Origin of the sequence: Streptomyces sp. NPDC059010 (genome assembly GCF_042740355.1) — a bacterium.
In the GTDB taxonomy this organism is placed as follows: domain Bacteria; phylum Actinomycetota; class Actinomycetes; order Streptomycetales; family Streptomycetaceae; genus Streptomyces.
Genome location: NZ_JBHYJA010000042.1, coordinates 69,420 through 93,941, shown reverse-complemented (window position 1 = coordinate 93,941; position 24,522 = coordinate 69,420). Strand labels below are relative to the sequence as shown.

At 68.0% G+C, this 24,522-nt stretch carries 27 protein-coding genes; 10 read left to right on the top strand and 17 right to left on the bottom strand.

Going from position 1 to position 24,522, the window contains the following annotated elements:
* The first annotated feature begins 773 nt into the window (after window positions 1-773).
* Window positions 774-3,290 carry a Helicase associated domain protein gene (locus ACFWYS_RS35325; RefSeq protein ID WP_384777813.1) on the top strand — a complete coding sequence of 839 codons (2,517 nt, stop codon included), beginning with the start codon at window positions 774-776 and terminating at the stop codon, window positions 3,288-3,290.
* A 59-nt stretch (window positions 3,291-3,349) separates the two neighbouring features.
* Here the strand turns inward: ACFWYS_RS35325 and ACFWYS_RS35320 are convergent, their stop codons facing one another.
* The 4 genes from ACFWYS_RS35320 to ACFWYS_RS35305 form a co-directional block, all read right to left on the bottom strand.
* Window positions 3,350-3,595 carry a hypothetical protein gene (locus tag ACFWYS_RS35320; protein WP_384777810.1) on the bottom strand — a complete coding sequence of 82 codons (246 nt, stop codon included), beginning with the start codon at window positions 3,593-3,595 and terminating at the stop codon, window positions 3,350-3,352.
* Window positions 3,596-3,789: 194 nt separating this feature from the next.
* A complete protein-coding gene (gene tpg / locus ACFWYS_RS35315; protein ID WP_384777807.1) occupies window positions 3,790-4,347 on the bottom strand; it encodes a telomere-protecting terminal protein Tpg in 558 nt (185 codons plus the stop codon).
* Window positions 4,348-4,353: 6 nt separating this feature from the next.
* Window positions 4,354-6,588: a telomere-associated protein Tap gene (gene tap / locus ACFWYS_RS35310; protein WP_384777804.1), complete on the bottom strand. Its 2,235-nt coding sequence runs from the start codon at window positions 6,586-6,588 to the stop codon at window positions 4,354-4,356.
* Window positions 6,589-7,359: 771 nt separating this feature from the next.
* Complete coding sequence (locus ACFWYS_RS35305; RefSeq protein ID WP_384777801.1) at window positions 7,360-7,830, bottom strand: MarR family winged helix-turn-helix transcriptional regulator; 471 nt, start codon at window positions 7,828-7,830, stop codon at window positions 7,360-7,362.
* 63 nt (window positions 7,831-7,893) lie between these two features.
* Here ACFWYS_RS35305 and ACFWYS_RS35300 point away from each other — a divergent pair, with 63 nt between their 5' ends.
* Window positions 7,894-8,274, top strand: a complete 381-nt coding sequence (locus ACFWYS_RS35300) for a hypothetical protein (protein ID WP_384777798.1) — start codon at window positions 7,894-7,896, stop codon at window positions 8,272-8,274.
* Window positions 8,275-8,581: 307 nt separating this feature from the next.
* Here the strand turns inward: ACFWYS_RS35300 and ACFWYS_RS35295 are convergent, their stop codons facing one another.
* Complete coding sequence (locus ACFWYS_RS35295; protein ID WP_384777795.1) at window positions 8,582-9,004, bottom strand: YceI family protein; 423 nt, start codon at window positions 9,002-9,004, stop codon at window positions 8,582-8,584.
* Window positions 9,005-9,018: 14 nt separating this feature from the next.
* On the opposite strand from ACFWYS_RS35295, the gene ACFWYS_RS35290 reads away from it, so the two are divergent.
* Window positions 9,019-9,159 carry a hypothetical protein gene (locus ACFWYS_RS35290; RefSeq protein ID WP_384777792.1) on the top strand — a complete coding sequence of 47 codons (141 nt, stop codon included), beginning with the start codon at window positions 9,019-9,021 and terminating at the stop codon, window positions 9,157-9,159.
* 18 nt (window positions 9,160-9,177) lie between these two features.
* Here ACFWYS_RS35290 and ACFWYS_RS35285 read toward each other — a convergent pair whose 3' ends face one another.
* Window positions 9,178-9,618 (bottom strand): YybH family protein, encoded by a 441-nt coding sequence (locus ACFWYS_RS35285; protein ID WP_384777833.1) that lies wholly within the window; start codon window positions 9,616-9,618, stop codon window positions 9,178-9,180.
* Window positions 9,619-9,734: 116 nt separating this feature from the next.
* On the opposite strand from ACFWYS_RS35285, the gene ACFWYS_RS35280 reads away from it, so the two are divergent.
* Window positions 9,735-10,631, top strand: a complete 897-nt coding sequence (locus ACFWYS_RS35280) for a LysR substrate-binding domain-containing protein (protein ID WP_384777789.1) — start codon at window positions 9,735-9,737, stop codon at window positions 10,629-10,631.
* A 302-nt stretch (window positions 10,632-10,933) separates the two neighbouring features.
* Here ACFWYS_RS35280 and ACFWYS_RS35275 read toward each other — a convergent pair whose 3' ends face one another.
* Both ACFWYS_RS35275 and ACFWYS_RS35270 read right to left on the bottom strand, forming a co-directional pair.
* Entirely contained in the window at window positions 10,934-11,440 is a 507-nt protein-coding gene (locus tag ACFWYS_RS35275; RefSeq protein ID WP_384777786.1) for a hypothetical protein, read from the bottom strand.
* Window positions 11,441-12,004: 564 nt separating this feature from the next.
* Window positions 12,005-12,133, bottom strand: coding sequence for a hypothetical protein (locus tag ACFWYS_RS35270; RefSeq protein ID WP_384777783.1), 129 nt, complete (start codon window positions 12,131-12,133; stop codon window positions 12,005-12,007).
* A gap of 207 nt (window positions 12,134-12,340) precedes the next feature.
* Between ACFWYS_RS35270 and ACFWYS_RS35265 the strand changes: the two genes are divergently transcribed.
* Both ACFWYS_RS35265 and ACFWYS_RS35260 read left to right on the top strand, forming a co-directional pair.
* Complete coding sequence (locus ACFWYS_RS35265; protein WP_384777780.1) at window positions 12,341-12,637, top strand: DUF6355 family natural product biosynthesis protein; 297 nt, start codon at window positions 12,341-12,343, stop codon at window positions 12,635-12,637.
* Between the two features lie 317 nt (window positions 12,638-12,954).
* Complete coding sequence (locus ACFWYS_RS35260) at window positions 12,955-13,761, top strand: ASCH domain-containing protein (RefSeq protein WP_384777777.1); 807 nt, start codon at window positions 12,955-12,957, stop codon at window positions 13,759-13,761.
* A 978-nt stretch (window positions 13,762-14,739) separates the two neighbouring features.
* Here the strand turns inward: ACFWYS_RS35260 and ACFWYS_RS35255 are convergent.
* Both ACFWYS_RS35255 and ACFWYS_RS35250 read right to left on the bottom strand, forming a co-directional pair.
* Window positions 14,740-15,459 (bottom strand): hypothetical protein, encoded by a 720-nt coding sequence (locus tag ACFWYS_RS35255; protein ID WP_384777774.1) that lies wholly within the window; start codon window positions 15,457-15,459, stop codon window positions 14,740-14,742.
* A gap of 392 nt (window positions 15,460-15,851) precedes the next feature.
* Window positions 15,852-16,145: a DUF1330 domain-containing protein gene (locus ACFWYS_RS35250; RefSeq protein ID WP_384777771.1), complete on the bottom strand. Its 294-nt coding sequence runs from the start codon at window positions 16,143-16,145 to the stop codon at window positions 15,852-15,854.
* A 343-nt stretch (window positions 16,146-16,488) separates the two neighbouring features.
* On the opposite strand from ACFWYS_RS35250, the gene ACFWYS_RS35245 reads away from it, so the two are divergent.
* Complete coding sequence (locus ACFWYS_RS35245; protein ID WP_384777768.1) at window positions 16,489-16,785, top strand: winged helix-turn-helix transcriptional regulator; 297 nt, start codon at window positions 16,489-16,491, stop codon at window positions 16,783-16,785.
* A gap of 58 nt (window positions 16,786-16,843) precedes the next feature.
* On the opposite strand, the gene ACFWYS_RS35240 is transcribed toward ACFWYS_RS35245, so the two are convergent.
* From ACFWYS_RS35240 to ACFWYS_RS35210, 7 genes are all read right to left on the bottom strand, one after another.
* The gene (locus ACFWYS_RS35240; RefSeq protein ID WP_384777765.1) at window positions 16,844-17,104 is read right to left on the bottom strand and encodes a Tn3 family transposase; all 261 of its coding nucleotides are present in this window, start codon (window positions 17,102-17,104) and stop codon (window positions 16,844-16,846) included.
* Window positions 17,105-17,220: 116 nt separating this feature from the next.
* Entirely contained in the window at window positions 17,221-17,892 is a 672-nt protein-coding gene (locus tag ACFWYS_RS35235) for an SMI1/KNR4 family protein (RefSeq protein WP_384777763.1), read from the bottom strand.
* Between the two features lie 23 nt (window positions 17,893-17,915).
* Window positions 17,916-18,248 (bottom strand): hypothetical protein, encoded by a 333-nt coding sequence (locus tag ACFWYS_RS35230; protein WP_384777760.1) that lies wholly within the window; start codon window positions 18,246-18,248, stop codon window positions 17,916-17,918.
* A gap of 114 nt (window positions 18,249-18,362) precedes the next feature.
* Window positions 18,363-18,716: a hypothetical protein gene (locus ACFWYS_RS35225; protein WP_384777757.1), complete on the bottom strand. Its 354-nt coding sequence runs from the start codon at window positions 18,714-18,716 to the stop codon at window positions 18,363-18,365.
* A gap of 25 nt (window positions 18,717-18,741) precedes the next feature.
* Window positions 18,742-19,425, bottom strand: a complete 684-nt coding sequence (locus tag ACFWYS_RS35220) for a response regulator (protein WP_384777754.1) — start codon at window positions 19,423-19,425, stop codon at window positions 18,742-18,744.
* A 37-nt stretch (window positions 19,426-19,462) separates the two neighbouring features.
* Window positions 19,463-20,722: a sensor histidine kinase gene (locus ACFWYS_RS35215; RefSeq protein WP_384777751.1), complete on the bottom strand. Its 1,260-nt coding sequence runs from the start codon at window positions 20,720-20,722 to the stop codon at window positions 19,463-19,465.
* Window positions 20,686-21,258, bottom strand: coding sequence for a hypothetical protein (locus tag ACFWYS_RS35210; protein WP_384777748.1), 573 nt, complete (start codon window positions 21,256-21,258; stop codon window positions 20,686-20,688). The genes ACFWYS_RS35215 and ACFWYS_RS35210 overlap by 37 nt, the downstream gene beginning before the upstream one ends.
* A gap of 485 nt (window positions 21,259-21,743) precedes the next feature.
* On the opposite strand from ACFWYS_RS35210, the gene ACFWYS_RS35205 reads away from it, so the two are divergent.
* The 3 genes from ACFWYS_RS35205 (at window position 21,744) to ACFWYS_RS35195 (ending at window position 24,205) form a co-directional block, all read left to right on the top strand.
* On the top strand, window positions 21,744-22,190 hold the full coding sequence (locus tag ACFWYS_RS35205) for a hypothetical protein (protein WP_384777745.1): 447 nt from the start codon (window positions 21,744-21,746) through the stop codon (window positions 22,188-22,190).
* Window positions 22,191-22,835: 645 nt separating this feature from the next.
* Window positions 22,836-23,636 (top strand): hypothetical protein, encoded by an 801-nt coding sequence (locus ACFWYS_RS35200; protein WP_384777742.1) that lies wholly within the window; start codon window positions 22,836-22,838, stop codon window positions 23,634-23,636.
* A 407-nt stretch (window positions 23,637-24,043) separates the two neighbouring features.
* The gene (locus ACFWYS_RS35195) at window positions 24,044-24,205 is read left to right on the top strand and encodes a hypothetical protein (RefSeq protein WP_384777739.1); all 162 of its coding nucleotides are present in this window, start codon (window positions 24,044-24,046) and stop codon (window positions 24,203-24,205) included.
* Window positions 24,206-24,522 lie beyond the last annotated feature (317 nt).

Sequence of the window (24,522 nt, the reverse complement as noted above, 5' to 3'; positions counted from 1 at the left end):
ACGTCACTGCGTGACGTGGCATCAACTCACGGGCTGCGCCCGCGAGTTGCGCGCGAGCCGCTGCGCGTCACGCGCGGGCGGCCGCGCTGCGGCCGCCCCAGCCTGAGCCCGGAACGGGGCCTCCGCTGCGCTCCTGCCCCAACAGTCCCGGCCTGCTGGGGAACCGGTGGGAAAAGCGGCGGCAAGGAGGAGGGGAGGCGGTGGGACTGGCGCGGGAGGAATCGGGGGGTGTCGGACGGCGAGAAGGGTTACCTGGGGGGATTCGGTGAGCGGCCAACCAACGTGTCGATACAGCCCTGATACCAATCCTCTTGAGTGTCCGAAATCACGTCCACACTGCTGGACGAAGCAATGAGCTGACATGCAAGGCGTGCTGCGCTGTCGGTACGGACGGTGAGTGGGTTCACTCTTCCAGAGTCGAGTGCGCCGAGCGCTGCCCCTTCACCTCCGTGATAGGCCACTGCACGGCGCGAGTGCTGTTGCGAGTGCCTCTCGTCACCTGAGCGGAACTCCCCCTGAAACAGACTCAGGAGTGGGAAGCCTAGAGCGAGGAAGAACGCCAGGAAGATGATGCCCTGGCTGAAGGCGGGAAGAGAGCAGAACCATCCGTAGAGGCTCCGCCATATCGAGGTCTGTCCCATGATGCCCAGCTTAGGGGTCGCGTCGTGCGCGGGGCGGCGGTGAGGATTCCCTGAGTCTGCTTCAAAATCTTCTTAAGATAGACTCTGGAATAAGGTGCTCACTACTAACGGCCGCCACGGAAGGTGCAGGAAATGGCAGTTCATAGCCTCCGGCCTCATCAGCGTGAAGCCGTGGACGCGGTACTCCGTGCCCTCGAATTTCCTGCAAGATCTATTGTGCCCGAGCGAGGGCTTCGCACCCAGGTGATCATGGCGACCGGATCGGGCAAGAGCCTCGTAGCCACGCGAGCCGCTGAGGAGCTCCACGCGGGCCGGGTCCTGGTGCTCGTGCCCTCGCTCGATCTGCTCGCCCAGACCGAGGCTTCCTGGCGCGCTGGCGGCCGCACGGGCCCGATGATCGGGGTGTCGTCTTTGCGTGGGGACCAGGTGACCTTCCCCAACACCACGGACGTGGACGAGCTGGTCTCCTGGGTGCGGCCGTTCGACAAGGTGACTGTGTTCGCCACGTACGCCAGCCTGGGACTTGGCACGCTGGAGCGCGCCCACGAGGCCGGCCTTCCTGGTTGGGACCTGATCATCGTGGACGAAGCCCACCGCTGTTCCGGCCGGATCGGGAAGCCCTGGGCGGTCGTCCACAACAACCAGAAGATCCCGTCCCTGCGCAGGCTGTACATGACGGCCACGCCCCGGCTGTGGCAGCTGGATGAGGACTCTGAGCAGGGCGCTCCGGGCGAGCTGGTGGCCAGCATGGAGGACGACCCCAACGGCCCGTTCGGCAGTAGGTGTTTCACCCTGACGTTGTCGGAGGCGATCGACAGGGGAATCTGTGCGCCGTACCAGGTGGTGTGTGTGGACGTCACCGACAGCCAGCTCCAGGCGGCCGTGCTGCTCGGTGCGGACAGCAGGTCGGAGCAGGTGCGCGGGGCCCGGCTCGCCGCGCTGCAGACGGCTCTGGTGAAGGCGGCCTCGGAGGAAGGGTTCCGCCGTACGCTCTCGTTCCACCACCAGATCCGCGAGGCTGAGGCGTTCGCGGCCGGCCTTCCTGACGTCGCGGCGCAGCTGCACGACAGCGACCCGGAGCTGTACCCGCGTACGGTCTGGGCGGACTGGCTGTGTGGTGACCACAAGCCGAACCACCGGCGGCGGGTCCTCGGGGAGTTCACCGACGGGATCGCGACGGACGGCACGGTCGTGGAGAAGGGCTTCCTGAGCTCGGTGAAGGTGTTGGGCGAAGGTGTCGACACCCGAAACTGTGACTCCGTGTACTTCGCGGATGTGCGCGGCTCGATGCCGGACTTGGTCCAGGCGGTGGGGCGGGCGCTGCGGATGCAGCCGGGCGAGGGCAAGATGGCCAGCCTTGTGGTGCCGGTGTTGCTAGGGCCCGGGGAGACGGCGGACAACATGCTCACCTCCCGGGCGTTCGGCGGGCTGGCGAAGCTGCTGGAGGCGCTCAGGGCGCACGACACCCGCATCGTCGAACAACTGGCCCAACAGCAGGCCCCGAGCCGCTACAAGCCCGTCCAGAAGGACGCCAAGGGCAAGGAGAAGAGCGGTGGCGGGGACGGACCCGGTGGGCCGTCCGCGTCGGCGAAGGCGCTGCTGAAGTTCTCCACGCCGCGTGACCCGGCGCAGCTGGCCGCGTTCATCAACCTGCGGGTCCTCAACCCCGAGCACGAGCACTGGCGGCGCGGGATCGAGGCCGCCGTGCTGTACGCGCGGCAGGTCGGCGACCTGAAGGTGCCGTTCACGTACCGGGTGCCGAAGGGCCTGGAGGCGGTGGAGGCGGGTTGGCCGGCCTCGCTGGGCAACTTCCCGCTGGGGCAGTGGATCGCCGATGCCCGCCGCTTCCACGCCCGCGGGGACATGGACGCCGACCGCGTCCAGCAGCTGGAAAAGTTGGGCATGGTGTGGTCGCACTTCGACGTCGCGTGGGAGGAGGGTCTGGCCGCCGCCCGCGGGTGGGCTGCCGAGAAGGGGCACCTCCTGGCGCCGCTGGACGCCACCTACCAGGGCGCGAAGGTGGGCATCTGGCTCAAGAACGCGCGGGCCGCCGCGCGGAAGGCGATGGACATCGAGCAGCGGCGTGCCGAAGGTCTGCCGGTCGGATCGTCGGCCGGCGCTCTGTCCGAGGACCGGCGCGAACAACTGGAGGAGATCGACCCCTCATGGTGCCCCAGCTGGCCTGTCGAGTGGCAGCGAGCGTTTCACCTGATCCGGCAGCAGCTGGGCGAGGGCGGCGCGCTGCTGACCGAACCGGGCCAGGTTGTGCGCCAGGGCGAGGACCTCGGCCGGTGGGTACGCACCCAGCGCCTGGGCTGGGACAAGCTCACCAGCGTGCAGCAGTGGATGCTGGAGCACGTCCTCGGGATCGAGCCCGCGGCCGAGGACGAGAAGCCACGCCCACGCCGTACTCAGGCCGACAAATGGGCCCTCAACTACGCCGCCGCGCAGCAGTTCTACGAGCGCGAGGGACACCTGCGGGTACCCCGCAAGCACGTCGAGACGATCCTGGTCGGCGGCGACAGCGAGGACCAGGAGGAGCGGGACATCAAGCTCGGGGCCTGGATCGGCAACCAACGTTCCCGAGCTGCGGCGCTCACACCGGAGCGGGTGGAGCAGTTGTCCGCGATCGGAATGCGGTGGGCGTAGAAGCCTCGTGTGGCCGGACAGGGTGCTTCTGCCCGGCCCGTCCATGCACGCCGGGAAAGCTAAGCAGTCAACTCGCTCGGCTCGGATTCGGTGGCCTCGTCTGCGGCGGTCACGTGGCTCAGTAGCGCATGGCACTGGGAGACGAGCTGGTCATAGGTCATGACGGTGATTCCGTGCATCCTGCTGTTGAGCCCATGCAGAGCACGCAGCTGCGCCTCCACCGCGCCGCCCGCCGCGATGGCAACCAGCTCGCGAACGCGCTCCAGGGTCACGTCTTCGGGACGGCAGGCGAAGAGCGAAGCCACGGATGTCATACCGGCTGCCCGTGCGTTGGACGTGTGTGGGTCGAAGGTGTCACCAGGTCAAGCTAGCGAAGCCGTAAGCGGCCACGCCCTGCATTTCGCTTGCCCACAGCACTCGTTTCCGTCGTCGGCCCGCACCCCCCTCCCGGCAGGTACGCGATTCATGTTGTACGGGGCAGCGCTGCCTCGGCGCCGATCTACAGGTCGAACTCAAGGTGCTCGATGTCGGTGAAGCGGACCTCCTCCAGCTGGCCGGCGCGGCGGCCGTTGTCCTGGAAGTACACCTCCTTGAGTGCTTCGGCGGCGATCTGCTGGAGCTGCTGGTCGCTGGCGCCCTGTTCCTGGGCGGTGAAGAGGCGGGCGGCGTAGCGGGGCGGCAGGGCTACGGTCAGGTGCCGGAGGCGGTCCTCGTCCGTCGTGCCGATCGGGGCGGTGTAGCCGATCCGGGCGCGGGTGTCGATGACGATGCCGTCGGTGGTCGCCGCCTTCTGGCGCGCCTTGGCGCGGATCTGTGGCTGCCAGCGCTTCTTCACCTCGTTCTCCAGGCGGGCGGCGAGGTGCGGGCGGGGCTTTTTGATCTGGTCTTTGACGTAGCGTTCGACGGTGCGTTGGGAGATGCGCAGCATCTGGGCGACCGCCTTGGTGCTCTTGAGCTGCTTGACGAGGTAGCGCATCTGCGCGGGCGCGCTCTTGGGCGCCGGGCGGGTGAACGCCTTCTGTACCGCGGCGTCCAGGCCGTTGCCGAACACACTCATCGCCTGCTACTCCCCGTTGTCGGCGTCGGTGACGGTGCCGTCCTTGATGTACCGGGCGAGGTTGAGGTCCGGGGCGTTGAACTGCTCGCGGACGCCCTCGCCCCACAGCACGCTCTGGGTGCCCTCGTGTTTGACCAGGCCCGGGTTGATGCCGAGTTTGAAGCCGCCGGGCAGCGGTTTGCCGTCCCGGTAGGGCAGGAAGTCCAGCGGCGAGGGTCCGTCGGAGGCGTAGACGGCGCAGTCCGAGAGGATGGCCACCGGGTATTGGCCGGTGAAGGCGGCGTGCTTGACGATTTTGCGGTGCATGTTGATCCGGGTGCGGGAGATGACGGCGGCGCGGATGTCCGGGCGCCAGGTGGGCCGGGCGAGGGCCCGCCACGGCTGCCCGGGCTTCCAGCCCTCCCCGCGGGGACGCTCGCGCAGCTTGCCGATACCGCCCTTCACGGTCGCCTTGACCGCGGCCACCACGACCGCCAGCTGAGGATCACGCTGCCGGTAGCCGTCCATCGCCTTCAGGAACTCCTGCGGGGGCAGGTCTGCGTGCACGCCGAGGTCGGCCATCGTGGCGAGGTAGGCGTCACGCAGCCGGTTGTACCAGGCGTCCAGGTAGCGGCCGTTGTCGTGGCGGACGTACGCCTCGATCGGCGTGACCTGGTAGCCGAGCTCCACCGCGTACGCCACGGTCGGCGTGGCGTACCAGGCCGGCCCCGTCGGGCGCTCGCCCCTTGGTGTGAACGGGCTCGGCAGCAGTACGCTGTTCAGCTCCGCCCACTGGTCCTTGGCGACCTTCACGCGGGACAGGTCGACGTGGGAGAGGTCGACCAGCCAGGAGCCGGGCAGTTTCGGATCGAAGTGGGGGTTCTTGACGTGTGCCGGCGCGCCCAGGCCGACCGTGAGGCCGTTGGCGCCGGCGGCGAAGGCCATGTTCACGTCGATGCCCACCAGGTGGGGGCGAAGGCATTCGGCGTCGGTGAGCGGGCGTGCCCAGTCATACGCCTCCTCCACCAGGACCTCGGCCGGGGTGCGCTGGTGGAAGCGCGGCAGATCGGTGAGGAGCGGGTGCCCGTCGGGTGCCTCGCACGGCGCGCAGTCCACCGGATCCTTGCCCAGCGAGCCGGGATTGTGCTCGGAATGCCGCCTGCCCGTCGTGTCCGGTTCGGAGGCGCGGGTCGGCGGGTGCAGGGCGGTCATCAGCTCCAGACCGGTCACGGCGGTCGATCCGCGCGGCGTCATCACCCGGGCCGCGTACGTGCCCAGCAGCCGCGCGAGGTCGGCTGGCGGAAGCTGGGCGGCGTCGGCCCAGTGCCGGGTGTCGAGCGCGTCCCACGACGGGATGCACAGCTGCACGCAGGAGCGCTCCGCGCCCTGCGCGGGGCGGTAGATCCTTGCCCACGGCCCCAGCCCGCGCTTGGTCAGCTGCCAGTTGGCGCGCGTCAGCTGCTTGATGACCTTGTGGCCCTCCGGGATCCGGCCGGCCAGTCGCTCCTCTTTGGTGAGCGTGATGGGCAGGCCGTAGCGCTCGCACGCGGCCCCGGTCAGCACGATCAGCGGGTCGGCGTCCTTGCCCGGTCCGGACAACTTCGGCTGACCGAGCCGCCCCTCGCGCAGCGCCCACTCCACCAGAGCCGGGATCGACTTCGCCGGTACGTCCAGGACCAGGCCGCCGGTGCAGTACGCGTACGCCTGGCCGTCGGCAACGTCGACGACTGCGAGCGGACCGTTTTCGAAACGCGGATCGGCGCCACCGGCTGGGGTGCCGGCGGGGGCGGCCTTCTTCGCGGCCGGGCGCTGCGACGTCGGCCTGGTCGTGACCGCCGGACCCGGTACAGCGGCAGGGGCGGCGGGGCGCAGTGCGGTGTTCTCGCCAGCAGCCTCCGGGGTCCGGTCTGTGGGTTCGCTGCGGGCTTTGGCCGGTTCAGCTTCCGTTGGCCCGGGAGCGGCCGGGACGGCAGGCGTCTCGGGGACCGCCGTGTCCTTCGCGGGTGCCGCGGCGTTGGGGGCGGCGGGGTAGAGCTGGGCGAGCTGCTTGAGCATGCGGGCGTAGGCGTCGCGCTCCGGCGGCCGTGGCTCGGTCTTGCCGGCCTCCCAGCCGCCGGCCGTTGCGCGCCGCACCTGCAGTGCGGCGGCCACCTCGTCCAGCGTCAGCCCGTGCGCCTGGCGCAGCCGCTTGCGCTCCGCCGGTGGCGGCAACGGGGAGCGGGATGCGATGAGCGCGTCGACCGCGTCGAACAGCTCGGACATGCAGCACCTCCTGCCCCGCAACCCTAGCGTGAAGCGCACATTTCGCGTACCAAACACGTACGGGCCCCGTAAACGGCGGTGGCAGCATCACAGTTGCCTCCCGACACGCCTCCGGGGCTCGGGGTGCTCCACATCCCTTCAGCCGAGGGCCGGCAGACCCGTCATCAGATCTATGCCGGAGCGCCCGCTGCATCACCGACGAAGCCCGCCCCGCCGGCACCAGAGCCGACTCCCGCACCGAACACGAACAGGCCACCGGACGGCCTCCCGGTGGCCGCAGGGCACTTCCGCACCGTGAGAGGGAACATCGAACGCTGGGAGTAGCGCACGTGCACTCCGCTCGGCTTCCGCCCCCGTGACACCTTCGCCTCCCTGATCATCGACGAGGGGCTGCTGTTCTGGGCAGGGACGGCCGACGGCGTTCTCACCCTCCTGCCGCAAGAATCCGGACACGGCCACAGCGTCAGCTACGACTGCGGCGGCTCTCATGGGGTGGCGCAGTGCATCCAGAAAATCATCGGCTCGGACGCCTGAAGACACGGCAGTCAACGCCAGCCGCTACGACGACCGCGCCGATCCGCGCATCCTTGCCTGGGTGACGGGCAAAGACTCTGATGGGGCGCACGAACTGACGCTGGAGGATCTGAAGGCCATTCAGTGCGGAGGGCCACCGTCCCGGCCTTGTGAGGTTCTGCACCGGTGCAGCAGCGCGGCGGCGGGACTCGCCATGCGGATCCGGGGAGTACGGAGTACGGGTGGTCAGGCAGCTGGTCAGGGGTGCGGGTGGTGGTGCTCCAGGGCGGCCTCGTAGGAGCGGAGTGCGGTGACGACGGTCGTGCGTTCGGTGGGCGACAGGCCGTTCATGACGTGTTCCCAGGCGGTGGCGCTGCCGGACAGCCAGGTGCGGATCGATTCGGTGTAGTCCTCGGCGATGGCGATGATGCGGCGGCGGCGGTCGGCGGGGTCGGCGGTCCGCCTCAGGACGCCTGGCCGTGCCAGTTCACTGACCATGAGGCTGACGGTCGTCGGTGCCACCTCCAGCCGGTCGGCGAGCTCGTTCACACTGGCGGGGCCGTCGTATTCCAGGTGGGCCAGCAGGGCCAGGTGCCGGGGCGCCAGGTCGAGGTCCCGCAACTGCGGTGGCATGGGCAGGCGTTTGGCGCGGCCGACGAGCCGGGGCATGAGCAGCAGCAGCGTGCGGACGGCCTCACTGACGGCGATACCCCCCGGTTCGGTGGACATCGGCACCCCCTCCCAATATCTTTGGACTCAAAGCCTTTGAAGTCAAAGGAAACGAGGTCCACTGTGCCGCATCTGACCGCCCATCTTCCAGACACCAGGCTGACGGGCAACGAATCCGAGCTCGTGACCGCCCTGACCGAAGCGATCACCGGCGTCTACGGCGAGTGGGCGCGGCCTCTGGTGAGCATCCGGCTGTCCGGCGTTCCCGCAGGCCGCTTCGCCCAAGGAGGCATACCGGCCGACACCAGCGCCTCGATCACGCTGGGTGTCCGCGCAGGCGTGTTCGAGCGCCCCGACGCCGCCGAGATCACCGCCCGCCTGGGCGCCGCCCTCACCACCGCGATCACCTCGGTCCTCGGCGAGGACCTCCGCCCGGGGACCATGGTCGAGCTCCTCGCCTCTCCTCCTGAACGGACCTTCGTCGGCGGCGTCCTCGCACCATGACCGCCGCCCTCGCGGGAGGATGGTCCCAAGGCCGGCCACCATGCCCACGCCTTCGCGCCCGGCGTCGCGGCAGGGGAATTCGGCGTCGCGGCAGGGGAATTCGGCGTTGCGGCAGGGGAAGAGACAGCCGCCGCGGCAGCCGCCGAAGCAGGTGATGACCTCTACCGATCCGCCCGGGCGCAGGGACACGGCACCCTTGAGGCCGCCGGCGTCGCGGGGGCGGCGGGGCTGCCTTTCGCCGCTCGCCCCGGGACCAGCGGGCGGCCGCCGGTCCCGGGCGGGGCACTTCTGGCGGACGGCCCGGATCTCAAGGCCGATCGGCACCTTGCCGCCCACCGCGGCGCCGCCGGCGTCCGGCGGGACACCGACGCCGACTCCGAAGCCGCACCGGTCGATCTCCGCGGCCGCCGAGAACCCAGGCCCGCCGACCGCCCCACCGGCCGGAGCCGAACCCGTTCCCCTCAACAGCCGGCGGCACCTGCCGTGTGACACCGTGCAGCGTCAGGTCACCGGCGATGATCCAGCCGCCCCCGGTCCGGCGGACCCCGGCCGGGCGGCAGTCCACGGCCGGGCATTTGCCGACCCCGAGGCAGCCGGCGGTGCGCAGGTGACCGTCACGCATCGCGCTGCCGGTGCCGACGGACGCCAGGCCGATCACCGCGGTGACGGAGCAGTCCAGGAGGTCCCCGCCCGTGACGACCGTGACGTTCGCAGGCGGTGAACCGGCCACGCGCCCTGCTGACCATGAGGCGGCGCACGCAGAAGGCGGTCTCGGAGTGGACCGGGCCGCCCTTCCAGGCGCCGGCCAGGCAGTCGGGGATCGTGACGGTCACGGGGATGGCCTCCCTGGCCGTCTCCGCGGGTGCGGGGCGGCGCAGGGCGTAGCCTCGGGTGAGCGGTTCGTCAGGGTTCGAGGTCGGTCACTCCCCTGCCGGACACGATGTCCAAAGGCACCGAGACCTGGTCATGGGCGATCAGCCAGGCGCCGTCGATCTTCCGCAGGCCGTAGGTGACCCTGACCCACATGCCGCTCACGGCCGTGCCGTTCTTCAACGTGCCGCTGAGCCGGGCGAAAGCGTGCCCGAAGGCCACGTCGCCGCCCACGGCGACGACGAGATCCCGGACCTCGTAAGTCACGCTCTCGAAGAACACGAACACGTTCGCCCAGTTCCGGACCTTGGCCGCGACCCCGACATGCTGCAGCGGCGGCTCGACATCGAAGGACACGACATCCGTCGCGTAGAGCCGCCCCAGACCCTCAAGATCCCTGTCCCGCAGCCCTTCAACCACCTTGCCGATCTGCCGGCGGATCTCGGCTTCGTCCGCCTCACGCGGCGCGGGCATCGTCACGGGAGTTCCCCTTCATGGTGGACCGCTCGGCTTCTGACACCACGAAACTATGACGCGCCAGCTATCTTGTCTAAGATCAATATTGCTATGGGGCTATGCACCGGGGGGGCATGATGGAACTGAACTCGCTCCGGCAGTTCCTGGTCGTCGCACGGCTGGAGCACCTCAGCCGGGCCGCCGACGAGCTGCACATCGCCCAGCCGTCACTGAGCCGCACCATCGCCCGGCTGGAGAGCGAACTGGGCGTACCGCTGTTCGACCGCGGCGGCCGGCTCCGGCTCAACGACACCGGCAGGCTCTACCGCGACCACGTCGAACGCGCCCTGGGCGAGCTCGACGCAGGACGGCGGGCCGTCACCGACGCCGCCGACCAGGGCCTGGGCACGGTCCGGCTCGCCTCGGAGACCTTCCTCACCCTCACCGGACCGCTGGCGGCCTTCAAACGCACCCATCCCGACGCCGAGATCGCGCTCCACTGGTCGCCACCCGAGGACATGGCCCGCCGACTCCGCGCCCAGGACATCGACCTGTGCGTCACCTCGCACCCCATCCACACCGAAGGACTGGAAGCGACACGGCTGTTCCAGGAACAGGTGGGAGCAGCCTTCCCCCTCGACCACCCACTGGCAGGCCGAACCTCCGTGACCATCAGCGACCTCGCCGACCAGCCCTTCGTCACCGCCCGCAACGAACACTGGCTGCGCCGCCTGCTCGACCGACTCTTCGCGGCACACGGCCTCACCCCGAAAATCGTGTGCGAGAGCGACGAACACAGCGCCATCGCCGACCTCATCAGCGCCGGCCTGGGCACCGGCCTCGTCCCCGCCTCCGCCCGCCGCAGCACCACACGCGCCCCCCTCGCCTGGATCCCCCTCGACGACCCCGCCTCCCACCGGACCGTCACCCTCTACCAGGCCACCAACAGCCACCCCTCCACCGCAACCCACCTCATGCACACCACCATCACCAACTGGAACTGGACCACCAACCAACCCCCCACCCACTAACACCCCCCCACAACCACCCATCACCCCACCAACCCCAGCGCGAGGAGCACCAAGAGGCAGCCCAGCGGACAGGCGCCGGCTATGAGGAGAGTCTGCCGTTGCGGCGGCGATGTCCCTGCAAAGCCAGCCAGCCGCCAACGAGGGCTATGGCAGCGAGCACTGGCGGTTGCCCCGGTGGTCGGACTTGGAGCCGTGGGGGCTGCCATTGGCGGAGCGGTTCTGGTCCGTATCCATGTTCGGTGCTGAAAGCTGCCTCGGCCTGTGCGTGACGCGGCGCCGTGTTCGTTGTGCAGCCGGGTGGGTCAGCGGTCCTGCCACCGCCGTATCCAATAGGCGACGTCGCTTCGATGCGCCATCTGCACCAGCGCGTCTATTCTGACGCCGGATTCCGTCTCGATAGAGAGGACCTTCCCCTGGCGAAAGGTGACTTGCCCGCCGAGGAGAAGCTCCCCTCTCGGGCGTCCGGTGAACGTGGAGCGCGGCTGAATGAGCAGGCGCTGGTCAGTCAGCGCCACGACGAACTCATCGCCGAGCAGGGGGAACGGCAGCCGCCCGGCTCTCCTGCGTACTGCCACCACCAGCCGCACATGTTCGCCTTGCGGTACGTGCTTCCTGATGTCCCATCGGGCAACGGTCCGTAACAGCAGGAGATTTGCCGCGTACACAATGACGACGAAGGACTCGCTCCAGACTATGAACGCGGAGAAGGACCAACCGGCGATCCATGGGGTGGAGACCATGACGATGGCTGCAACGAGCATCGCCACTCGGACGGAGCCGATTGCAATGCCTTTGGCGGCGGGGTTCATTCTGTTCCCTTGAGTCGGCTGCACGCACCGGTACGCTGCGCCTCCCCCGGAATTCGAGGGAGGCACAGCACGGGAGGCTTCAGTTTATGTAGTGGATCGGACGGAGGGCGGGCACCCACGGTCCGAGAAGGCCGCCGACGACGCCCCCGGTCAGACCTTCAACAGGGTCCTGGCCCATGGCCTTGGCCATCCCGGCGCCCGCCGCGCCAGTCCAGAGGGCTCCGGTGACGGCGCCCGCAAGGAGGCAAGCGACTCCTGCGGTTGCTCCGCAGGCGGCCCCGACAGCCAATACTGCCGCAGCGCCGACGGCGACAGCCCGATCCTCGCCCGCCTGGAAAACGCCGGTCGGCTCAAGTCCTTCCCGGAAGATCAGAGCAGCAGGACCGAGAAGACCGATCTGCCCCGGCCGCGCCGCCGCCTGCCAGGCAGGCACTACCGCGGCCTGTCTTCACCCTGCTGGCGGAGCGGGGAGTCGAGGCTGCGGTCCCGACGATCCGAACAAGGTCGGTCCGGAGCCGGACCGGATCGCTCCCCCGCCGAAGCCCGCCGACGACGTCCCGGTGGCTACGCCGCGGTGGAGAGGATGGCTGCCTTCCTTCCTCGGTCGGTGACACCGGTCGCCGTGTAGCCCTCATCGAGGACCTGACGGCGGCGCTCGGACTTGTCTGCGTCGATCCAGTAGCGCTCGTTCACCGGTCCTCATCCGGCCCGGTAGGCCTGGTGGGTGAAGTCGCCGGGGTTCCACGAGTCTGGAGTCCACCGCGATGTCGCAGCAACTCGGCACCTTGTCCGGGCTTCCTGGTTGTGAGTTACTAAACCTTTCGCTCAAGAAGTCGACCAGTGGCGATGGCGATACGGAAGCCACGTTCGTGAATCGAGTTCGTCAGGGGGAAGTTGGCGATGGTTAGACGCAAACTGGGGTCCGCTGCATTAGTCGGCGCAAGCGTTGTCGGACTGATGACATGTGCTGGCGTCGCGCCAGTTTCGGCAGGTCCAGCCGCTAAGCCGTGTGCGTATTCGGAGTCCGGCGGACACGCCTGGTACAACCACTGCACCAGCGACGGCTCCCACATCCAGATCATGGTGACGCTCACGGTCGGGGGAAATGTGGGTCCTATCTGTGTGGGTCCCGGGCCGACCGACCTGGGCCCGTCGTGGAGGACCAAGGGTGCCTTCTACAACGGCAAACTCTGCTGAAAGAAGGGCCCGCTCAGGGGCGTCGCGGCGCCCCTGAGCGCCTTCGAGCGGGGATGTTGCAGACCGCGGCCCCGGATCGTCGTCCGTGATCACGATCGGCCTCAGCCCGGGCACTGCATCCACGATCGGCCTCAGCCCGGGCACTGCATCCCTGCCCACGGGACCACCATGGGGGTCCAGCCGGGGTAGGCCGAAACCCTGTGGAGCCCGCCTGCATGGCGTGAAATGCTCTGGGGCGACTGCTGACGGAAGGGAAGGTCAAAAAGGTGTACGTCCCGTCATCTGCACGAGTTCTCGATGACGATGAGCGTGAGCTCGTGGAGTTGGCCGGCCGCACCATAGACGCGCACACCGACGCCGGGCCCGACGAAGACGGGATCCACACGGTGGGCGCTGCGGTCATGGCCGCCGACTACCGGATGTTCGCCGGCGTGAACCTCTACCACTTCACCGGCGGACCCTGCGCCGAACTCGTGGCTCTGGGAGCCGCGCGAGCCCAGGGCGCCCGTCAGATGCGCTGTATCGTCGCCGTGGGAAACCACGGGCGCGGGGTCATCGGCCCGTGCGGGCGCGATCGGCAGGTCTTCGTGGACTACTACCCCACCATGCGCGTCATCGTTCCCACGTCCGCGGGGCTCAGGTCCGTGCTCGCCGCCGACCTGATGCCGCTGGCTCAGCGATGGACCCCGGAGACGGGCATGAACGGTCTCGACCCATCGCTCTGCCAGGACCCCGAGACGGCCGGTCCCCCGATCATTCGGTTCAACCCCCGCTACCTCGAAGTCGTCCGCTCCGGCGCCAAGACCAAGACCACCCGCTTCCGGGACCCGGCCCAGCTCGGCCCGGCACGGCTGGTGTTCGAGAGCGACCCCGAAGTCGTCCTGCCGGCACAGGTGACCGGCATCAGGCACTGCCTGGTCAGCGACCTCACCAACCAGGACGCCCAAGCCGAGGGGCTGACGACCGCAGCCGAACTCCGGGAGGCCCTCAAGGGCCACTACCCAGATCTGGCGGGAACCGACGAAGTCGACGTCATCACCTTCCAGATCAACGACAAGACGGGCGCCGCTCAAACCGCGGATGCGCCAACGACGGCCGGGCCGCCAGGTGACGACGAGCGCTGAGGGGGCCGTGATCATCCCGCTGCCCTGTTCGGCTTGCCCCGGCCACAACAGGGACGGCATCGGCGTTCGTCCGCCCCGTCGCCTCGGGCAGCCCCGCCCGAAGCGACGAGCCCGAAATCAGAACCCGTCCGAGGCCAGCTCATTTCGTCACGCAAGCCTCAGACACAGCTTCTCGGAGAGGTCCGGCATCTCTGTGCCCACCCCCCGCTGCGTCCCCTCGGAGACCTCAACGCTCCCCCCGAGCCTATGAGCACGCACGCGCGGGGCACCCGCACGGCCAACGATCAGTACCGAACCTGCCGGGGCAGTTACGAGGATGCGGATCATCAGGCCCGGAGCGCTACCGCGAAGGCCCGCGCAAGGCCGTCCATTTGGTAGGGCCCTCGATCCACTGGCCGGCGTGTTGATGCAGCCTTATCCCAATCGGGCAGTACGGCAGGGTCCCTGGTCGGCTACGTTCGGGCCGCCGCTCCCGGCCTTCATCCACCTCGTCACCTGCACCTTTAAGCCGGTTCGTGCACGAGCACGTGGCTGCTGGCAGCCTGCACCCGGCAGTTCATCAATTGGCAATCACCAGGCGGCACCCTCTTATGGTGTCGCAGCACCACGCCTGAGAGTTGCGGGCTCCAACCCAAGCGATCAGGAATCCAGCGCAACCACGTTGCCGCGTGAAAGCGCTCAGGGCCGGCGCTCACCTGAGAGCGCCGGCCCCTCGGCCCGCCCAGCAGAAACGCCCGCCAAGACAGAAACACCCGACGGAATCGCCGGACCGGACGCCCTGACGTCGGCCGTTCACCCCCTATCAGGTCTTGCCCGCGCCCGCCGGCGCCGGCCTGGCGGCCGTCCAGACCGGCGGACGGGGCGACTTGGCGCCTTGAGGCAACAGCGGTTCAAGTCGGGCCCACTGGCCGTTCGTCAGATCCCCACGTCCCACAGGACATGATCATCAACGATTAAGATCAACTTTCGCAACAGGCCCTAGAGCAGCAGACCGAGCTCCTCGTGCCCGATCCCCGGCGCACTGAGCGCGAGCCACCCATACCCGCGCACACGGGTCCCGCCGCCGATCTCTGCGGGGTCGACGGAGAGCGCACCGCAAGCCTCCTCGGCTCCTACGGTCCCCTCGACATCGGTCCCGTCCCCGTCGAAATCCTCTCCGTCGGTGCCAAGTTCCTCCCAGGGCAAGGGCGCGCCGATCCACTCCGGGTCACTCTCGGCCGCATACCGCCGACGGATCTTTCCCTGCTCGGCCACCACCCAGACGTCCGACCCGCCAGCGCCGTCCATGAAGAACATCTGGGCCCGGCCGCAGCGTGCACTGAGGCGTTCCACGGTCCCCATCCAGTCGTCCCAGTCCACCCCCACGACGCTGTCGAGATTCCCGAACACGAGTCGCCACCCGTCCAGTTCGGGGGTGATGAACACGGGCATCGCGCCCCGCCGGTGCGGCATGTCCTCCACATCGGCGCCTTCCGCCAAGGTGCAGGGGAGGCGGTCGTACAGCCCCAACACCTCGAAGACGCCCTCGTATGCGTCCGCGGGCACCGCGTACCACCAGCCGCGCGGATCTACCGGTGATGCCTCCTCGTCCGCACCGGCGAGGTCAGCGCGCCGCTCAAGGACTCTCTTGTCGCGAGCGCCGAGCTGGTCCATGAGTCCGGTGGCGAGGAGGGCGCGAAGGCGGGTGCCGTGGATCATGGGGCAAGCCTAGGGCGTGCCGGGCGTCGCGCGGCAGGCGGGACTTTCGCACCGCGCCCTGGTCCTTTGCCTTTCGACTGGGGCTCGTTGATCAGCGATTTGAGTCATGGTCTCCTGCCGGGCTGGACAGAAGAATGGTTGGCCCTTGAACGGGAGTGCTGGGAGCGGATGCGCGTGTACGCCCTGGGGAGTTTGGCCCAGCAGTTCCTGACGGCGGACGGCGTCCGTAAGCTCGGCAGCCCACCGCCGCGACCACCCGGTGACAGAACGCAGGGCCTCGCGGGCGTCGTGGCCGAGCGGGGTGAGGATGTGGCTGCCGTTGCACAGCACCTCGGCGGGTCGAGCCTCTTGGAGCTCTGTGACCCTTCAGTGAAGCTCCGGCTGGACCTCGGTCAGTCGATGCCTTCGACGATGCGGAAGTCGCGCTCGACGCCGTCGGAGAGGGCGGCCAGCGCCTCCTGGTAGGCCGCACTCTCGTACGCCGCGACGGCCTGCTCGAAGCTGTCGAACTCGACCAGGACGGTGCGCTCGGCGATTCCGGCGTCATACGCCACGACCCGACCGCCACGGACGAGGGTCCGGCCGCCCCCGGGCTCGACGGCCAGGCGGGCCAGCTTGTTGTAAGCAGCCAGCTTCTCAGGGTCGGAAATGGTGCGGTAGACGCTGACCCAGTAGCCCTTGGGCACGGGAACCTCCAGTGCTGGAATGAGTGCATCTGACTTACGGGTTGGTCTCGGAGGAGCGTCGGCGGGTGAGAGCGAGGGCCTGTCAGCGTCGTGATCGCCATGGCGCCGATACCGACCCGCGCGGCGGTGGTGTAGGCGCTGCCGTCGGGGAAGAGGCGGCCTGGTCGGTGCACGGCGGTTCCAGCAGGGCTATCCGCGACATCGGCTCTCCCGTCGAGTTCGTTTCGAAATCAGAAACGCCGGATGGATGCTAGTGTTTCGAATAACGAAACGCAAGGAGGGGGCTATGCCGTCGCCGCGCCCAGGAACACCGGTTCGTGGATCGACGACCGGCCGTCCCCTCATGGCCGCGATGGACCTGTTCGGCCGTCGGTGGGCACTGCGCATTCTCTGGGAGCTGCGTGCGGGTCCGCTCGGTGCCCGCGCGCTGCTGGCACGGTGCGAAGGGCTGTCATCCAGCGTCCTCTACCAGCGGCTCCGCGAACTCGCATCGAGCGGGATCATCGCCCCCTCGGCCGACGGCTACAAGCTGACTCGACTGGGGACAGCACTCCGCGATGCCCTCCGTCCGCTCGACGAATGGGCGATCGCCTGGGCACAGCAGCAAGAACACAACGATCAAGAGCCCACGGAGACGTGAAGATCACCCCCGACCAGGTGGAGCGGTGATCTGACGGCCGCCGACTCGGGACACGGGCTCACGCGGCCTGCGAGAAACCCCCGGCCGCTTGCTCGTCGCCGCGCACAGGGGTGAAGTCGACGTCCAGGCGCGGGCCGTACGCGTCGGGCCCGTCGCCGAGCCCGTGGGTGGAGTATTCGCCGAAGCGCCGGATGGGCCCGGTCACGTACGGCGAGACCGGTGCCAGGTCCTCCGGAGCGATGCCCATCCCCTCGGCCCGCCGCCGGCGCACGATCTCGGCAATGCCGAGCGCGTCATGGAAGATCACCGCATTGGACACCAGCGCGCTGAACTCCGAGGGAACCGGATGACCACCACCAAGCCGATCGGCGCCCCGCCCGGCTGGACGAACTCCACGTCGGCCCGCAGGCACCCCGCGGTGTTCCGGCCACAGCGCTACGCGAAGCGTTCCCAGTCCGGATCCAGCGGATACACAGGCCCCTCCCACACCAGAGCCTGATCGACAAGACCGGGCACAGCCGTGTCCTGGCGTCCGCCCACGTACTCCACACCACGATTCTCGTACAGGGCATCGGCGACTTCGATGAGGTAGTCGGCGAACGACGGCCACACGCCCAGCTCGGGGATGCCGGCCTCTTCGAAGGTTCCGATCCGCCCGTAGCCGGGTCCCGGCGTGCAGTCGGTGAAGAGCCCGTACAGGCCACTGCGATCGGTCGCGGCGAAGGCCAGGTACCGCATCGCGGGATCGGTCGGCATGCCGATGGTGTGGGGGCCCTCGTCCCAGTTCGGCAGATGCTGCACCGGCGGAATCGCGTGCTTCATCGGCAGTAACCAGGCTGTTCCCTGACCTTGCAGGGGAAGCCCGGTCTCGGGTTCAGGTGTCCAACCGAAGTCGGCAGGGTGACCCGTGCCGTTGCGTAGACGGTAGAACGCCCTGAGGCCCGGTGGGATGACGAGATCAAGTTCCTGCTCAACCGCACGGATGTCGGCCTCTGCGGCGGGTAGGGCAAGCATCCCGTAGGAGCGCGGAGCATTGTGCTGCAGCCATGCCTCGATCCTCGCCCAGGCGCCGGCCGCGGCCTGTCCCTGCTGTCGGTCGGCACTCATACCCGCGACCCTACGGGCCTCCCTCAAGCGGAACTGTGGCCCGCACCACGCGGCGGCCGTTGGGGGTTCGATGGTGAGCTTGCGGACGCGCTCTTCGGTGGTCTCGGCCCGTCGAGCGGGCCTCCGGCACGCCGATCTTTTCCGTCGAACTCAACGATCGTGCTGAGCAGTCCGCGAGCGGCGAGGGTGACGCGGCGCAGCTCATCAGCGAACCGGTTGGCCACTTCCACGTTCCAGGCCGCGGTTTCCTCATCCTGCTCGGGAAGGAGACGATCGAGCGTCGTGCACGGCGTCACCTGGTTGCGCCGTGTCAGGTCGACGTACTCGTCCCGACTCTCCGCGGTGACGGTGATCACGCGCCGGAAGCGGTCCTCGTGACAGGTCTTTTGCCGCGCGACGACAAGGGCGTCGGCAAGGTTCAGATCGAGGACCGTGATGCCGGGATTCGCACGCCACAGCCCTGCGCGTCATCACGAGCCCGGGCTGGTGTCCTGTCGCCCAGGCCACCCGGCCCCGCCGGGAACCTCTTCCCAGTTCAAAAGCCTCTCAGAGGGTCCGTTCCCGGCGGGGCCGTCCGTTCCCGGCCGGCCCCCGCCGGGAACGGACGGTGCGAGCATGTCGTGGTCGGTCACCTTCACACAGCCAATGGCCCTGCCTTTGGTCCGCGCGGTCTCGTGCCCTTCCAGCGTCTTGTCCCGGATGTAGTCGCGCTCCGCCTCCGCCATGGCGGCGAAGAACGCGAACAGCGCTGCCCCGTGGCCGACGGGATCGTGCCTGCCCTGCAGGGGGCCGGTCAGGAACAGGTTCCGCTGCACCTGACGCACAACCGCTGGGTCAGGGCTACGCATGTCATGCGTCTGTGGTCCTTCCCACGAGCCGATTCTCGTAGGCCGCGACGATGGCTTGTGCTCGGTCGCGCAGCCCGAGCTTTGTCAGGACCCTTCCCAGATGGGTCTTCACCGTGCCTTCGCTGATGTGCAATTCTGCCGCGATCTCGGCATTGGAAAGGCCCCGGGCTACCGTGAGCAGAACGTCACGCTCCCGAGGGGTGAGCTGGTCAAGTTCGGTCGGCGTGCGCAATAAGGGATCTGCGCGGGTGGCGAACTCTCTGACCAGGGTCTTGGTGACAGCGGGGTCGAGCCATCCTTTTCCGGCGGCGAGCGCGCGCACCGCGCCGACCAGATCGGAGGGCGCCGCATGTTTGAGGAGGAAGCCCGAGGCTCCGGCGCGCAACACGGCGTAAAGAGCCTCGTCGTCTTTGAAGGTCGTCAGAGCCAAGACCTTGACGGGGCGGTCGTCGTCCTGGGTGAACGTAGTGGCGGTGACTTGCCGGGTCGCCTGAATGCCGTCAGTGCCCGGCATCCGGATGTCCATGACCACAACGTCCGGCTGAAGGTGGCGGGCCTGGTCGATGACCTGCGCGCCATCGTCCGCCTCGGCGACGACGTCGATGTCCGGTTCGGCGTTGAGTAGCACCGTAATTCCAAACCGCACCACGGGCTCGTTCTCAGCCACAATGACTCGGATCGTCATAGAAATCGCTCCTCGTGGGCGCAGGGAGTCCGCGCGGCTACGGATGGTCCGGCGTGCTGGACGTCGCGGGGAGGACGGGGGTGGTTTCGACGGTGGTGACCGCGGTCGGCAGCCGTGCAGTGACTCTGAAGCCGCCCTGGGGCGTGGGTCCGGTGTCTAGGTCGCCACCGGTGATCGCCACCCGCTCACGGAGCCCGCGCAACCCCTGGCCCGTAGACAGGCCGCGCGCGGTGGGGTCGGGGGCACCGCCCCCATCATCGATGACCTCGACCCGCAATTCCGGGCCCCAGGAGAGCCGGACCGTTGCCTGCGTGCCGGGTCCGGCATGCCGGGTCACATTGGTCAGCGCTTCCTGCACCACGCGGTAAGCAGTCAGGCTGACGCTCGGGTCGAGCCGCCGCGGTGTGCCGATCACTGCGGAGCGTACGGATACGCCGACTTGCCGAACACTCTCCAGCAGGGCTTCCAGATCGGAAAGGCTGGGCTGGCGGGCATTGTCGGATCCGGACGGGCCGCCGCCGGTGGTGTCAGGCCGGAGCGCGGCAAGCATGCGGCTGAGTTCGCCCATGGCCTGGGTGCCCAACTCATCGACGGCGGAGAGGGCTTGACCAGCCTGGTCAGGATCTGTGCGCATGGTCTTCTTCGCGACGGCGGCTTGCAGCATCATCACCGTCACCGAATGCGCGACAATGTCGTGTAACTCGCGGGCGATGCGGGTGCGTTCGGAAGTTACAGCCTCACGGGCCTCGGCCTGGCGCCGGTACTCCAGATCGGCCGCGTGGAGTCGGCTCAGCTGCGCCCACCGCCCGATGCCCCAAGCTCCTGCGGCCTGCAGGAGGTAGAAAGCGGAGAGTGCCACGAACGCACTGATGCGCTGGTCTGGCTGGTGCCATGCCTCCCAGGCGGCTGCCCCCAGATAGGGCACCGCTGCGGCTAGCAACGCCAGCCGGGCTGCCCGCAACGAGCAGTTGGCCGCGACTGTGTAGAGAGCGAGCAGCAAGCCCAACACAGGGGAATAGCCGACCACCCATAGGGTGGCGATGACCTGATACGTGTAGACGACGACGAAAACGGTCAGCGGGTAGCGCCGGCGCCACACCAGTGCCGTATAGCCGACTAACGCATAGGCGAGGTTGGGGCCGCGAAGCGTGTTCGAGGAGAAAATCTGAACGTCCAGCACCGCAATTGCCAGTACCCACGCGGCATCCTGAATTCCCTGCGGCAACCAGCGAATTCGTTGAGCGATTAACGTTGTCATGCCTAAGCGGCAGGCTCGCACCGGCAGGTCACCTTGCATGCCGCGTCCACAAGGCCAGCGTACGTAGCGAAGGGCCGCTTAGGCTTATGATCCGGGATTCCCTGACGGTTCACGATCTGCGACATCTGCTTCAGACTTGACTCGACGTCAAAGGCATCGGCCGAGACAGCACCGATCCGCACCAGCGCGAGCTGCATGTCCCCGCCTTTCTCCTCCAGCTCTCGCGCCAGATCAGCCCCAGAGAACTCTCGCAACTGCGGCGCGTACCGCGACCGCGAGGCTAAGCGGAGGTCAGCCAGCGCCGGACGGTCGTTCCCCTCCCGTTCGTACGTCGTGATCACCGGGACCCTGATGCGTTCGATCAACAGCTCTTCCCGGACGGGGAACGGACTGATCACGATCTCCATTGCGTGACTTCGGGAGTCCGCGAGGAACACATCAGGCGGGTCGGGGACCCACACCATGTCGGACTCCACCAGGACGCCGACAGCCCGATGACCATCGACCAGGCTGGCGGCTGCCCGCACCTGGACCGAGACGCGAAGATCGGTACGGATCGCGTAGACATCACACATGCTCAAGTCCTTCCGCTCATGGTGCTTTCTCAGTGGCATCCCGCGGATACGGCGGAGTCACGCGAGCCCTCTCCGCGACGGAACGCTGAACATGAAACACCCGCTGACCGCCCTGTGAGGGAAAGTCTCACCAACGTCGTAGTGGCGAATACGACGAAGGACGACCTATTCACTCCGTCTCCCCTCGCAGTCGCACAGCGCTCTGAAACCCAGCACGGCAGTAAACGATCGACGTGAAATCAACCACTGCCCCACAGGGCGCAGAACAGATCCTGCGACGCACCTCGTACGACCATCACCGTGATCACAGATCAGACCGCAGAAGCATGCCGTCGCCATAACCACGACTCAGAGCTGACCGAAAACATCGACCTTTCACGAGACGCCTCAAGCCGGGCACTCGCGACACGATCGGTCTAGCGGCATTCCCGCAGCACACCACCCATAGCCGAGCATCCCTCGGCTGCTGACCTCAGGAGGAAAATGTGCTGAACAACCCGACTCTCCGACGCACCGCGATGGGGGCGGTCGCGGCCGCAGCCGCATGCGTGGTCTGGGCCCCCACTCCGGCATCCGCTTCTGTGAGCGACCCGGTACTGCACGCAAGCACGGAGAGCGACTACACGGCCGCCTGCTCCTACAGCGCGAACATCCAGTGGAACAGGTCGACTTCACGTCTCACCGGCAACGCCACCGTGCAGAACCACCTGTGGTTCGCAGCCTGCCGCAAGAAGGTGGTCGTCACCTTCGTAGACGACGAGGGCCAAACGGCTGCCACCACAGACATCGTGCTGGAAACGGCCTGCGCCACCACGGACCCGACCTGCCCCAGCCGCATCGACAAGCCAATCAACCAAATCGCATCGGTCAGCCGATACGCGAAGCCCTACATCGACCACATCGACGCAGCCGTCGTCGATCGCCCGAGGTAACACTCAGCCAGACACGCCCGCAGCGCTGGCCACGGCGCGGAGCCCGCACAGCTCCGCGCCGCTTGCAGGTGGTACTGAAGGCTCTACCGCAGGCCCCAAAACGACCTTCCGTCGGCCGGAACAGAGGCAGACGGCGCTGTGCGCCCTTGGCGCGGTCGGCAGGCCCACAGGTGCAACCGGTCGCGCACGCCGAGCGGTCTGACGACGTATGCCAGCACGCTCATTCTGGCCTAGGCCCCCAGCGGCTCAGGCAGCGTCCCCGGCCCCCCATAGCGGGACAGAGCGGCGCGGGATGCGCCTGTGGCCGGTCGGTGTCGTGCTGGTGCTGACGGTCACCGCCGCCATCCTGGTGGCGGCCGGGCAAGGAAGCCGACCCCCTCATCATGCGCGTCCTCGCCGAAGGTTGGCCAGCAGGCCTCTTCCCGCCGAAGGCTGCGCGCGCCGGCCGGAGCAGGGGTGCCGCGGCGGGGTCGGCGGATGGCGACCAGCGAGCGCGCATCGACGCTCAGCTTTCACCGAGAAGCGCTCAGCCTCCGCTACAGCCCGGTCATGATTAGGAATGCTATGCAAGGCTATGTCATATCAGATGCATAACTGTCTTTATATTTTGGCCTGTGGGTGCCACCGGTGACCTAGCGTCCGCGCATGAGGAACAGTTCAGGAGCCACAACAGCCGAAGGACGCTACGACATTCGAAAGGGCGCGGCAGCCTACGCACCCATCGTTGGGGCATTCGGGGCACTCGCCATCCCCACTGTCACGGTCCTGTTCACATCGCACAAGCCAAAGGGCTCGGAGACGTTAGTGGCCCTGGCATGCGGTCTGCTCGTGGTTGCCACGATAGGCAGCCTGACCGGGTCCATCGGTCTCGCCGCGATCGGCGCGGAACGCGACCAGACGGCAAATCTCCCACCGGCGGTCATGTACACCGCCATCCCCGTAGCTATCTCCATCGTGTCGATCCTGGCGTCCTTCGAGGTCCTCGCCGCCATCTACCTGAAGGACGAGAAGGGCCTGTTCGCGATCACCACCGGTGTGGGAGGGCTCGCGGCAACGTACTTCAGCTCATTCGCCGTCGCAGACAGCTGGCAATCGGGCCCCAGCGACGCGGACCTCAAGTCCGAGTGGGCAGACGGCCAGTGGATCAAAAGCAAAGAGATCGCCTACCGCAAGGCCGGCCACGTGGCCGCGGTCAGCAGCGCGCCGGTCGTACTCGGCTTGGCGCTCCGCTTGTGTGACGTCCACTGGAGCCTCACCCCGGCTGGCGTGAACTGGGTCGTTGGTTCCGGGCTGGTCCTGTCGATGGCGGGGACCTTCGCCGGAGTCCAACGCACCAAGCACGCCATGTACGACTCGGAGCAGAAAGGGATCCACGACTGGGAGGCGTACCTCACGCCCACGATCGTCGGACTGTACACACTCGCCGTCTTGGTCCTTCTGCCGTAGCCGGCGCGCCGAAGACACCGCGCGTGACACCGTCCCGGCCTGGTGACGCGCCCAGGTGGGCTTGCTGCAGGAACTTTCATGCAGGCTCCGGGAGCAGATCGTCGAAGACCCGGCACCAGACAAGGCGGTGCTGACTTCTCAAGGAGCTTCGAGCGGCGCTCAACGTGAGGCTGCTCAGACGCATCGAGCAGCTCTCTCGGGCGCTACGGTGGTGAACCGACTCTACGTGAGCGACTGCATGATCTTCACCGGCGGTCAACACATCGAGTTGCCCCTTGAGTTGGGGTGGTCGACTGACCCGCCCGTCCTGCGTGATCTCGGGCGCCGTGTAGCCCTGCTCGCGCCCTGCGTGCGGACGGGCATTCTCGATTCCGGCCCGATCAGCTCAAGGGTCGGAATGGGAGTTGATGGTGAACAGCCAGAATCCTCAACCGCTGCTCGCCCTGCGCACGGCGATCATCCTGCTGCTGGGCGTCCTCACCGCGCTCGGCGCGGGCGTTCTGACCGTGCTGGCCGGCGGTGCCACCTTCGCGGCCGCGGTCCTCTTCTTCCACACGATCATCGCCTGAACCAGGTGGGGCGCCTTGACGGACCCGGGGACCACCGGACCGAGCGGGTCCGCGAGGTTTCCCTTCAGACGAACTGCGCCCATCGAACGTGAGTGGGCTGGCCGGTTGAGACGAGGCGCGCAGTGGGCGCCATGTGCGATGCCAGGAGGCAATCCCAACCTCCCACCCGGTTCAGGCAAGGACCGCGGTGAGTGCAGCGGTCATAGGTCATCCTCGCGGACCTTCATACCGACGCTGGGCATGAGGGTGCCGCAGAAGTCCTGCTAGAAGAAGCTGCCGAGGCCGACCTCGTCGATGCGCTCGTCAGCCTGGCTGAG